The organism is Paraburkholderia sp. Ac-20336 (assembly GCF_017105025.1).
In the GTDB taxonomy this organism is placed as follows: domain Bacteria; phylum Pseudomonadota; class Gammaproteobacteria; order Burkholderiales; family Burkholderiaceae; genus Paraburkholderia.
This window is the reverse complement of record NZ_JAAGPS010000023.1, coordinates 1-12419: the sequence shown is the minus strand read 5'-3', so window position 1 is coordinate 12419 and position 12419 is coordinate 1. Positions and strand designations below refer to the sequence as shown.

Annotated in this window: 8 protein-coding genes and 1 pseudogene; 1 reads left to right on the top strand and 8 read right to left on the bottom strand. The window is 65.2% G+C overall.

From position 1 onward, the window contains the following. Window positions 1-134 precede the first annotated feature (134 nt). The 5 genes and pseudogenes from GXB81_RS10465 to GXB81_RS10445 all read right to left on the bottom strand — a co-directional run. A pseudogene (locus GXB81_RS10465) lies at window positions 135-1877 on the bottom strand (ABC transporter ATP-binding protein); the annotation flags it as partial. Further along, on the bottom strand, window positions 1874-2704 hold the full coding sequence (locus GXB81_RS10460; RefSeq protein WP_205989075.1) for an ABC transporter permease: 831 nt from the start codon (window positions 2702-2704) through the stop codon (window positions 1874-1876). The pseudogene GXB81_RS10465 and the gene GXB81_RS10460, both read right to left, overlap by 4 nt. Further along, window positions 2705-3646 (bottom strand): ABC transporter permease, encoded by a 942-nt coding sequence (locus tag GXB81_RS10455; protein WP_167284197.1) that lies wholly within the window; start codon window positions 3644-3646, stop codon window positions 2705-2707. An 8-nt stretch (window positions 3647-3654) separates the two neighbouring features. Further along, a complete protein-coding gene (locus tag GXB81_RS10450) occupies window positions 3655-5265 on the bottom strand; it encodes an ABC transporter substrate-binding protein (protein ID WP_205989074.1) in 1611 nt (536 codons plus the stop codon). Window positions 5266-5742: 477 nt separating this feature from the next. Then, a complete protein-coding gene (locus tag GXB81_RS10445) occupies window positions 5743-6660 on the bottom strand; it encodes a LysR substrate-binding domain-containing protein (RefSeq protein WP_167048926.1) in 918 nt (305 codons plus the stop codon). 711 nt (window positions 6661-7371) lie between these two features. Between GXB81_RS10445 and GXB81_RS10440 the strand changes: the two genes are divergently transcribed. Then, on the top strand, window positions 7372-8574 hold the full coding sequence (locus GXB81_RS10440; protein WP_167048928.1) for a porin: 1203 nt from the start codon (window positions 7372-7374) through the stop codon (window positions 8572-8574). Between the two features lie 132 nt (window positions 8575-8706). On the opposite strand, the gene GXB81_RS10435 is transcribed toward GXB81_RS10440, so the two are convergent. From GXB81_RS10435 to GXB81_RS10425, 3 genes are all read right to left on the bottom strand, one after another. Then, a complete protein-coding gene (locus GXB81_RS10435; RefSeq protein WP_205989073.1) occupies window positions 8707-9927 on the bottom strand; it encodes a sialate O-acetylesterase in 1221 nt (406 codons plus the stop codon). A gap of 133 nt (window positions 9928-10060) precedes the next feature. Beyond that, window positions 10061-11407: an MFS transporter gene (locus GXB81_RS10430; RefSeq protein ID WP_167048932.1), complete on the bottom strand. Its 1347-nt coding sequence runs from the start codon at window positions 11405-11407 to the stop codon at window positions 10061-10063. Between the two features lie 145 nt (window positions 11408-11552). Next, window positions 11553-12419: MmgE/PrpD family protein (locus GXB81_RS10425; protein WP_205989072.1), on the bottom strand; the 867-nt coding region annotated here is incomplete at its 5' end.

Below are 12419 nucleotides of genomic sequence, written 5' to 3'. Positions count from 1 at the left end.
TCCTCCCCCTCGCCCTCCACGCGGGTCCTCAGCGGCAGCGCGCCCTGCGCGCGATCCGGGTCGAAATAGGCGTCGTCGGGCTGGCGCGGCGGCGGCACCTCGCGCACCTGCACGCGAAATCCGCTCTCGCGGTCGCCCCGCAGTTCCGGCACGGCTCGCAGCAGGCGTCGCGTATACGGATGACACGGGTCGTCGAACACGGCGTCGCGGGTGCCCGCCTCGACGATATGGCCTCGCAGCATCACCAGCACATGCGAGGCAATCTGCTCGACCACGCCGAGATCGTGCGAGATCAGCAGGCACGCGAAGCCGTAGCGCGCCTGCAGCGACGTGAGCATGTCGAGCACCTGCTTCTGCACGGTCACGTCGAGCGCCGACACGGGCTCGTCCGCGATGATGACGGCGGGACGGCCCACCAGGGCGCGCGCAATGGCGACGCGTTGCCGCTGGCCGCCGGATAGCTCGTGCACGAAGCGCTGCGCATGCTCGGCAAGCCCCACGTCGGCCAGTGCCGAGCGCACCCGTTCGTCGCGCTGCGCCGCGTCGAGCGTCCGGTCCGCGCGCAGCCCTTCGGCAACGAGTTCGCCCACGCGCATGCGCGGATCGAGCGACGAGTACGGGTCCTGAAACACGATCTGGATGGCACGCCGCGCCGCCTGCAACGACTTCGGCCCGCCGTCGAGATAGGTCGCGCCATTCAGCAGCACGTTGCCCTCGGCCGGGTTCACGAGGCCGAGCACCGCCTTCGCGAGAGTCGTCTTGCCGCTGCCGGATTCGCCGACGATCGCGAGCGTTTCGCCGGCACGCAGCCGCAACGACGTGGGAAAAACGGTGCGTACGCGCCCGGGCGCACCACCGTGCGGTTGCAGTTTCGCGCGCAGCCAGTTCGCGAGATTCTCGCGCGGCGCGGCGTAGTCGATCGCGACGTCGCGCATTTCGAGCACGGGTGGCACGCTCTCGCCTGGCGCTTCACCTGGCGCCTCACTTGGCTCATCACCTGGCGCTTCACGCGACGTGTCGGCAAGCGATGCAGTACGGCGCGGCAACGCATCGAGCAGCGCCAGCGTATAAGGATGCGAAGGTCGCGACAGCACGCGCGCGGCCGGCCCCGTTTCGACCGCGACGCCTGCGCGCATGACCAGCACGCTCTCGGTATAAGCGGCGACAAGCGCGAGATTGTGGCTGATGAAGATCAGCGCCGTTCCTTCCTCGCGCGTGAGTTCCGTCATCACGTCGAGCACTTCCTTCTGAACCACGCAATCGAGCGCGGTGGTCGGCTCGTCCGCCACTAGCAGCTTCGGGCGCAGCAGCATCGCCGAGGCGAGCATGATCCGCTGCCGCATGCCGCCCGAAAATTCGTGCGGATAGCGCTTCATGCAGTCTTGCGGATTGCGCACGCGCACCCGTTCGAGCATGACTTCCGCGCGGCGCACCGCTTCGTCGCGCGCGAGTCCGCGCCTGCGCACCAGCGCCTCGGTCAGTTGCACGCCGATCCTGAATGCCGGATTGAGCGACACCATCGGCTCCTGAAACACCATGCCGATACCGACGCCGCGCGCCTCGCACCATTGCGCGCGCGTCTGCTCGCGCAACGAATGGCCGTCGAAGCGAACGTCGCCGCCCGCGATCCGCGCGGAGTCGGGCAGCAGCCCCAGCAGCGTCTTGCCGATCATCGTCTTGCCGCTGCCCGATTCGCCGACGATCGCGAGCGAACGGCCCACGTCGAGATCGAAGCTGACGGCATCCACGACTTTCTTCGGCGCGCCGCCCGGCACGTTGAAGGCGAGCGTCAGGTCGCGTACGCTCAGCAGCGGCGCGCCGGACCCGGGCAACGCGGACACGTCGGGCCGCGCCGTGTTCGAAACAGGCGCGCTCATCGCGTCACTCCTTTCATGCGTGGGTCGAGCAGATCGCGCAGCGCGTCGCCGAGCATGTTGATGCCGAGCAGCGCGAGCGAAATCGCCACGCCCGGAAAGATGGCAAGCCAGATCGCGCGGTCGATCGCATCGCGGCTGTCGGCCAGCATGCCGCCCCAGGTCGGCGCGGGCGGCGGCACGCCGAGGCCGAGAAAGCTCAGCGCGCTTTCCGCGAGCAGCGCCGAGCCGAACAGCGAGGTCGCGAAGACCAGTAACGGCGCGACCGTATTCGGCAGGACATGCCGCCACAAGGTCCACGCGCCGCCATTGCCCATCGCCTGCGAAGCGACGACGAAGTCGCGGCTGCGCAGCGAAAGCGTGCCGCTATGGGCGAGCCGCGTGACCGAGGGCGTGTAGGCCAGTCCGAGCGCCAGCACGACCGCGCCTTCCGAGGCGCCGAGCACGGTCATGATGCCGAGCGCGAGCAGCAGGCCGGGAAACGCCATCAGCGCATCGGTCAGCATCAGCACCAGCCGGTCGAACCAGCCGCCGACATAGCCCGACACGGTGCCGAGCGTCGTGCCGACGACGAGCGCGAACAGCACCGAGCCGATGCTGACCGTCACGCTGACGGCGGCGCCCGCCATCACGCGCGAGAGAACGTCGCGGCCGAATTCGTCGGTGCCGAACCAGTGGTGCAGGCTCGGGGCCGCATAGCGCATAACGAGATCGACCGCGGTCGGATCGTAGGGCGTATAGACGAGACCGAGCAGCGCGGTCAGCACGAGCCAGCCCACCAGTACCGTGCCGATCGCGAGATTGAGCCGTTTGAACAGGGAGAGTTTCATTTACATTTTCAGGCGCGGATCGAAAACCGGATGCAGCAGATCGACGATCAGATTGACGAGCACGTAGAGCAGCGCGATCACGAGCAGACAGCCTTGCACCACCGGATAGTCGCGCGCGTAGATGCTTTCGACGAGCAGGCGGCCCATGCCCGGCAGCGTGAAGACCGTTTCGATCACGGCCCCGCCCGCCAGCAGATGGCCGAGCACAAGCCCGATCACGGTGAGCGCCGGACCGAACGCATTCGGCAGCGCGTGGCGCATCAGCACGCGCGGCTCGGAAAGGCCCTTGGCGCGCGCGTGCGCGATGTATTCGAGCCGCAACACTTCGAGGCTGCTCGCGCGCATGATGCGGATGATTACCGCGATCTCGCCGAGCGCGACCGCCACCACGGGCAGCACGAGATAGCGCACGGTGCCCCAGCCCGCATCGCCGAAGCTCTGGTAGCCGAAGGTCGGCAGCCAGTGCAGCTTCACGCCGAACACCCACATCAGCAGAATGCCGACCCAGAAGCTCGGCAGCGACACGAACAGGATCGCGGTGAAGACGATCGCGGGGTCCGCGCGCCGGTTCTGCGACCATGCCGCGATAAGACCTGCCGGAATCGCGATCAGGCTGGCCATGAACGTCGCGGCCAGCACGATCTCGGCGGTCACCGGAAAGGTGGTGGCGATCAGTTCGGAAACCGGCTGATGCCGCACGATCGACATGCCGAGGTCGCCATGCATCAGATGCGAGAGCCACAGCAGAAACTGATCGGCGACGGAGCGGTCGAGCCCGAACTGGTGACGCATCTGCGCGAGCAACGCCGGGTCGTTGATGTCGCCGAGCATCAGCGTGGCGGGGTCGCCGGGAATGGCGCGCATCATGCCGAACACGAGCACGGTGACGATCGCCACGGTCGGCACCGCCATTGCAATGCGCTTGAGTAGATAGGACACCATGCTGATCCTTAGTGCTTGATGATGTTGAATACGCGGATGCGCCGCATCGGCCACGAAGCCACGCCTTCGAGGCGGCTGCTCACGAGCAGCAGGTCCGGCGTGTAATACAGCATGATCATCGGTACATCGGCGATCATCATGGCGTGCAGCTGCTCGAAAACCTGCCTGCGCACGGTTTCGTCCGTCTCGCCTTGCAGGCTGCGCAACAGCGCGCGCGCCGCGGGGTTCTCCCATTGCGCCATCGGAATCTTGGTCTTGTCGCCGAGCACGTCGCTATACATCAAGGCCGGATCGAGACGCGCGGAGTAGTCGAACGCCATCATCTGAAAATGACCCGAATGAAAGTCCGCTTCCTGCTTGCCCCATTCGACGATGTCGAGTTTCGTCGGGATGCCGGCCTGGGTCAGCAGCGATTGCACATACACCGCCAGCGTGTACATGGACTCGAAACTGCGGTTCGTCTCCAGCGTCAGCGGTTGTCCCTTGTAGCCCGCGGCCGCAAGCAGCTGCTTCACCTGCGCGAGATTCTTCGTGTAGCCCACCGCATCGGCCCGCGTGAACAGCGTGTTCGCGTCGGGCACGAGCGACGGGTTGTAGCGTGCGTGCCCGTCGGTCACCGCGTTGACGATGCCCGGCAGATCGAGTGCGAGGGCAATCGCGCGCCGGATGCGTACGTCGGAGAGCAGCGGGTCGCGCGTCTGCATCAGCAGCGCGGCCGGATCGGTGCCGGGCCCGGTGACGAGACGCCAGCGCGGGTCCGGAGGCAGCACGCCGTTCTCGCCGACCGATGTCAGATCGATCTGGCCCGCGACCAGCGCCGACTTCTGCGCGGCCGCATCGGGAATCACGACGAAACGCACGTCGCCGTGCGCGAGCTTCGCGCCGGCGTAACCGCTGGACGGTTCCGGGCGCGGACGATAGCCGGCAAACGGCTTGAGCAGCACATACTGTCCGCGCTTCCACTCCGAAAACACGAACGGCCCGGTGGCTACCGGCTTGAGCCAGTGGCCGTCGGCATCGACGCTCGACGGACTCAGCACGGCGAGCGGACAGCGCGGATCGACCATGCGCGTCAGAAACAGCGCGTAGGGCCGATCGAGTTGGAACACCACCGTATGGGGGTCCGGCGTGCGGACCTCGACGACGCGCACGCCGCGGCTGCCGTCGTAGGCATTACGGCACTCGAAGCCGGAGCTGCGCTTCATCAGGAATTCGAAACTCCACTTGACCTCTTTCGAGGTCATCGGCGTGCCGTCATGAAACAGCACACCGTGGCGCAGATGGAACGTATAGGTCCGGCCATCGGGCGAAATGTCCCAGCTATCCGCGAGCATCGGCCCCACGCTCTGGTCGGCCCGCAAGGCGACCAGCGATTCGACGACGTTGCCGAGGATATTGTCGGTCGTGGTGTTGCGGGCGACGTTGCCGGGCATCGAGGTCGGCGTGTCCGCGACCTGGGCCACGCGAATCTCGCTTTGCGCCGCCGTGTTCATCTCGGCCATGGCGAGGGCCGGCAGCAGTCCGATATGCGCGCACGCGAGCACGCCGAGCATCGCCACGGCGCGCCTTGCCGCCGTCAGACCCGCGAGCCTGCCTGCCCGGAAGCGGCGCGATGTCATAACGGTATCCCGAGCGATGTCCTGAGCAGGTGCCCTGCGCAAGCAAAAGAAAGCGGCCATGGCGCTGGCGTGCTGACATTCGAATCTGACATCCGGTCTCCTGATCGATATCCCTGTCGCGCCGGGCAAACCTGAGTGCCACGGTGTGCGGTGCGCGAGCGCGTTTATCGCGCCGCTGACGACGATGCTAAGCACACGGATAGGCGCAAGGAAGTCTGGTCAAAATATCGCGATCCATATTTCCGATCACCGGATGAAGCACACGCGTACCGCGAAGCCCAAAGCGGCAACGGCAAACGGAGGTCGGGAAAACTGCCGGGAAAGCCGGCGCGCTATGGCCGCGTTATGGTGGCGCCGGCAGCCTGCGTCGAGGCGACGACGGCTACGGGACCAGGTGCGAAAGAACGAGCATGAGCACGCTCGCGGTACGGAATCGACGCTGCGCCGGTCGAGCCGTCGAGTGAGCGGACTGGCGTGTCAGAGAATCTGCCGATGCGCCATGCGCGAGTACGAAATCATCATGGTGATGAGTTCCTGCATGACCGGCGTGGATGGCGCATTGCGCCTGCGAACGAGGCAGACTTCGCGCGGATCGAAACCTTCCTTGATCGGTATGGAAATCAGCGAGGATTTATACAGTTTGAAATCGACCAGCGCGCGCGGCTCAAGCGTCAGATAGTCCGTTTCCGAAACCATGTGCAGTGTTTCGAGCAGCGACTCCGCGGTAATGACGACCTTCGGAACCCCCAGGCCCTGCGACCTGAACAGGCTGACGAGCCGGCTCTCGGCTCCGCCGATGATATTGCGCGTCAGCAAGCCAATCCATTCGCAGTTAGCCAGTTCCCGGATCGACGTTGCGGATGCCTTCGGATGCCCTTTGCGCGCGATGATGCCGGCCGTCGATTCGTAAAGACGCTCGATGTTCATGTCCGCATCGGTGACCTGCGGCGAGATGGGGAAGATCGCGAAATCGAGCCGGCCGTCGCGAATCCGTTCGAGCAATTGCAATGACGATCCGCTCGAAACATGCACGCGTACACGCGGGTAGCTCGCCATGAATCGCTTGAGCACCGGCAGCAGCACTTCCCCGAGCGGCTCCGATGTCATGCCGAGCGAGATCGTGCCGGTCGGTTCCCCGCTCAACTGCTGCATATCTTCGGAAACGCGATCGCAGTCGCTGATGATCGCCCGGGCGCGCGCCAGCAAACGTTCTCCATGCGGAGTCAGGCTAACGCCCTGATGCGAGCGGCTGAGCAGCGTAACGCCGAGTTCGGTTTCAAGACTCTGGATGGACTGAGTCAGCGTGCTCTGCGAGATGTCGAGAGAGCGTGAGGCCGCGCGAAATCCACCTTGATCGAATACCGTGCAAAAGACCCGAAGCTGATTCAACGTCATACGGAAGCCTGTTCAACCGAAGAGCGCCACTGAAGGGAGGACGTGCGATCGTAGCACATCGATCCGCGCCATCCGAGGTCCCGAACCGCTCGACGGCCGCGGCACTCCGCGTTCGCACCCACCCTCCCCGCGCGCCGCGATAGCGGCTCGCCAGGCGGACGATCAGGCCTATCGCGATCTCCAAAAGCAATCGTTATCGCCAATATGGCGTGGCAGACTCCATCCCAATACAAAGCCGGATGAGCGAACCGACAGAACCATCGCTCAGAACAGGCTGTCATCTTGGAGACTGACAACGTCATGGTTCATCTCGTCGGACGAATTGCGAAAGCGATCTTCATGGATCGCCCCAAACAGGTACGCAGGTTCGCAATGGACTGCTCCGTGAATCGTGCGGGATTATCAAACCGGACCGCGTTTTTGACGAGAGGCAATCCGACCGGCTGCCTTTCGCCTGTCTCGCCGCAACGTTCCTAAGCAGGAAACGCCGCATGGCGTAGCGTCCTGCGCCAGACACACCCGCGCTCATTCCGATTCCCCGACCGGGAATCCAGCGTGCCCGGCCCCCCTTAACCTGCGTTCATGCGGACCTGGCATGCTCGCGCCTCGCAACGGCCGCCTCACAACGGTCATTACTTAGCCATACGAATCAATCAAGGCATTCCTGAATCACCACGACGATAGTCCATATTAAACTTGAGAAAAATCGCAATGAAAAAGACCCTACTTTCCGCATTGATCGGTGCGACCTTAAGCGGCAGTGCCTTTGCACAGAGTTCGGTAACGCTCTATGGCTTGATCGATAGCGGGTTCGTCATCAACAGCAATGCGGGCGGCAAGCGGCAGTTCGAGATGACGTCCGGCAATCTTCAGGGCTCGCGCTGGGGGATGACCGGCACGGAAGACCTGGGCGGCGGTCTGCAGGTACTCTTCAAGCTCGAGAGCGGTTATACCGTCAACAACGGTGCATTGGGCCAGGGCGGCGACCTGTTCGGCCGTGCCGCCTGGGTTGGCTTGCACAACGATCAATACGGCGCACTGCTGCTCGGCCGCCAGTACGACCCCGTCACCGTCAGCCTCGCCCAGTTCACGTCGGCCGGCGCCGCGGGCAACGGCGAAGTCACGGAATGGGCCGGCCCCTTCGGCGCTCACCCGGCCGACCTCGATAACCTCGGCGGCACCAATCGCACGAACAACTCGATCAAATACAATTCGCCGGACTTTCATGGCCTGACGTTCAGCGCGTTCTACAGCCTCGGCGGCGTGGCCGGCAATTTCACGCAGAATCAGATCTATAGCTTCGCATCCGTCTACCGGCACGGCGGCTTCGCGGCCGGCGTCGGCTATATGAATCAGCGCGATCCGAACTATTCGTACTGGGGCGACAAGCCGAGCAGCGCGACGGCAACGTCCGCCAGTTCCCTGAACATGTCCAGTCCGGTGATCAGCGGTCTCGCTTCGGCGGGGCTCATGCAGGGGATCGTGGCCGGTGCGCTGTATAACTTCGGCAGCGTGACGCTCAAAGGCGCCTATAGCAATGTTCGATATCAGGATCTCGGCCATGAGCCGGGCAATGGCCTGAATCCGCAGCACCTGAGCGGGGAAAGCATCTTCAATATCGGCGAAATTTCCGCGTCGTACCACCTTACGCCGGCATTCCAGCTCGGCGCCTCATACGCGCTGACGAACCGTTCGTCGGTGGGCGCTCTGGAGAACGCGACCTATAACCAGGTCAATCTGGCCGCCGACTATGCGCTGTCCAAGCGCACCGATCTTTATCTCGTCGCTATCTATCAGCACGCGAGCGGCCAGGACACGACCGGCAAGAGCGCGGTGGCGGCGATCGACGGGCTGACGGCGTCGTCGAATGATCGCCAGTTCGCCACCACGTTCGGTATTCGCCACCGCTTCTAAGCACTGCAACGTCGAGGCATGCCGGGCACCTGACGGCATGCGCCCGGTGCCCGGCATGGCCGGATGCCGGGGCTCAACACATCACGCGGCGATCACGTCACGGGTGCGTCGCGGACCACCCGCCGCGCCCGTTCAATCGCAGGGCAAGCGGAAAATCACGCAATAGTTCGCAAGCGCATAGCGATTGCCGTGCATGTCGCTCAGATCGCTTGCCGACTGATCCGAATCGCACAGCGTACCGCGCACACCCGAGGCCGGCCCCGCGTTCCAGGCGAGAAACCGCCCCGTTTCATCGCAGTTCATCTGATTGGCCGGCGTCAGGCCATAGCCGACCGTTACGGCACCACTCAGCGCACGAGCGGCAACCAGTTCGACCTGTGTCCCATCGACGATCCGCGTGTGCGAGATCGGGACGCGGCCCGTCTGGTCATACAGTTCGAAGCCGTTCATCCCGTCGTCGAGTTGCCGGACCAGCGACGTATCGAAGCGCAGCGGCGGCACCGGCACGTGAAAGTCGACGCCAACGCGAACGCTGTCCCGTTGCCGTGCACGCGTCGGCTCGAGCGGCCGCCATTTCTCGCCCGTCGTCAGCCAATGGGCGATGCTTTTTGCCAGATAGTGCCCGTACCAGCGATAGCCGTGATTGGTCAGATGCAGCCCGTCCGCATACGGGAACGGGTACATGGGCGCCACGAGATGCAGGTTCGGGTTGTCGCGTGCTTCCTGCCAATGCGCGAGCGGAATTTCAACCGAGGGATGCAGAGCGGTTCCCGCATAGCGCCCATGGCTGGCGGTCTGATAGAGAAACATCGGAATCGGACGGGTCACGCCGGTCACCGCTTGCAGGTCCGCTTCGAGCGTGCGTTGCAGCAAGGCGACCTGAGCGCGATACCCCACGAGGCCCGTACCGAGCAACGCGTCGGCTTCACCCTGCATCAGCGCGAGCGCCGATACGCGGTAGGTCAGTCCGCGGCGCTGCGCTTCCGCGCGCGCCCACCGTACCTGCTCGACGATGTCGCGATAGGGCGGCGTGTCGCGTTGCAGGTTGGCGATTTCTTCGCCGCCCACGCCGACCGCACTGACGATAGTCCGATGCGCCGGCCGGCTCACCGGCCGCAGACGGCCAAGCCAATGGGCAAATCCGGACAGACAGGTTTCGACTTCCGCTTCGAACGCATCGACCAATGCTTGAGGCTGCTTGCCGAGCGCCCGGATACCGGTGTCGTACATGAGCGTGCGCTGGAGCGGCGTGGCGAGCGCAGGCGCACCCTGCGCGCCGATCGCAAGCGATTGCCCCGTGGCAATGAAATGTTCCAGATCGTATTCCGGTACAGGCGGGTGTGAAGTCGTCATGGGGCGGTGGCACACGTTGTCGCGATTCGATGACATGGCAATGTCGGCCGACCATCCTATGTGCGCGGAATGCGGCGCACAAGCCAGATCAGGGTTATCGCGATCAACGATTCCGATCACCCCATGGCAACCCTCACGCGCGCAGCGGAACCGGCGCCGCCTTGCGACGGGTCACGAGCAGCAATACCGCGCACGCCGACAGGAGTTCGAACGCGGCGGCCACGAGAAAGATCGGCGTGAAGTCCCATTGCGCCCGGACCATCGCGCCGCCAATCGCCGGACCGATCATGCCCGCCACCTTGGAAGCGCCATGCGCCCACGCCACGCTGGTCGCGCGCATCTCAGCGGGAGAGATCGTCGCGCAAAAGGCATTCAGCGCGCCCCAACTGCTGTTGTACAGAAAGCCGAGCGCCGCGAACGCGAACGGTGCCCATTGCGAATACACGTCCATGGTCGCAATGACCGCGACGATCAGCGCGGACGCCGTCAGATAGCTCGGCAACACGCGCGCCGCGCCGAAGCGGTCCATCACGAAGCCGCTGCTCGCCGTGCCGATCACGCCCGCAATCGCGCTGACGGCAAGCAGTCCTGCGATGTGCGCCATGGGCATGTGACGCGTGAGGTGCAGCAGCGTCGTGGTCCACGAGTTGTTGATGTAGCTGAAGATGCCGGTCGCGAGGTAAGCCCCCCAGAGCAGCAGCGTAACGGCCGCACGGCCGTTCGTGAACAACACCTTCGGCGAAAGCTTGTACACGCGCTGATGCTTGTCGTGCACGGCATAGCGTTGCCCGGGCGCCGCCACGAACGCCGGATCGAGGCGGCGCAGCGTGTTGCCGATCGCCGGGTTCGCGGGGTCGCGCATCGCCAGGAATTGCAGCGACTCGGGCAGCCATAGCCACAGGCAGCCCGCCAGCACGAGCGGCAGCAGGCCGCCCACCCAGAACGCCGCCTGCCAGCCGAACGGCAGTATCCACGCCTGCACGCTCGCGCCGATGAGGTTGCCGCCCGCATAGCCGCAAAACACCACCGAAACCGCCGCCGAGCGATACTTCGCGGGCGCGAACTCGTTGGCGAGCGTAATGGCGGCGGGAATCACGGCACTGAAGAACAGCGCCGCCGCGAAGCGCATGACGTCGAGTTCCAGCACGCTGCGAACCTGCGAGGTGGCGATCGTCAGCACGGCAAACACGGGCATGGCGACGAGCAGCACGCGCCGTCTGCCGAAGCGGTCCAGCATCGGGCCGGAAACCAGCGTGCCGATCAATAGCGCCAGTTGTTGAAGGACGAAGACCTGGGTCAGCGCGGCCGGATGTACGTTCAGCCCGTGCGAAAGCGCGGGAAGAATCAGCCCCACCATGAAGATGTCATAGCCGTCGACGACCATCGTCGCCGCCAGCAGCGCAACGATCAGGATATGCAGCCACCGCAGCGGCTGATTGCCCAGTAACGTCCCGACGTTGAGCGTCGTCGTTTCGTTCATGCTGTTGTCTCCATTGTCTTTATGTCGTGATGACGGTGCCCGCGATCCGGTCCGCGCAAGCAGGCCGCGGCGGACGCGAACACGTTAGCGAATCGGTTCCGGCCGAAGCAAGCGGCCATTGGGCTATGTCTCTATAGCCCGAACACTATGAGCCCGGCAGATCATGCCAAAACCGCGCGCATAGCGCATCGAGTTGCGCAGGCTCCGTCGCGGCACGCCGGGCCGTGTCGACGAGGTCCGCCGCCGGGTGCGCGCCGAGCATCCGCGTCGCCTTGCCGGCGAGTTCGCCCATGCCGAAACGCAGGGCCGGATCGCCGGCGCTGTCTGCAACGGTAAGCTCGTGCGTGCTCGCACCCGCCCGCACACTCACGCGTGCCGGCCATTTGGCGGGGTACAGGCCGTCGAGCGACGGGTCGGCCATCACTCGCACACGCGCCGCAAAGTCGGCGAGATCGGCCGTCCATCGCAAGCCGTCGCGCGCGACGTCGTCGAGCGACGCCGGCTGCAACGCCGTGAGCGCGAGTTGCCCGCGCACGCTGACGAGGCTCGCGAGCCGGCCGGCCTCGGGCGGCTCGCGATCGAGCATCGCCGCGTAGGCGGACGGCACACGCACCTCTACCGCTTCGATCGCTGCGGGATCGAGGCCATCGGCAAGCAGCGCCTGCAAACCGTGCACCGCTGCCAACGCCTGCTTGGCCGCGCAGTGAGGCTTGACGCTGATCGACTCGCGCGCGGGCGCATCGCTGTCTTTGCGCGCCAGCCACGCAGCATTCGCCGCTTCGCCGCCGATGCGCCCGAGCCACGCATCGTTGAGCAGAGCGACGTCGCCGTCGATGCCGTCGGCCGCCGCCAACGCCGCGACGCAACCGGCACGGACCGCCTGGCCGAACAGCAGCCAGCGGCCCGGACGCTGTCCCGTGGCACGGCCGATCGGCGGCGGCGTTTGCGCCCCCGCCAGCCCGAGCGCAGGACGCATCCCCTCCGGCGTCAGGCCGACCGACCGGCCCGCCCC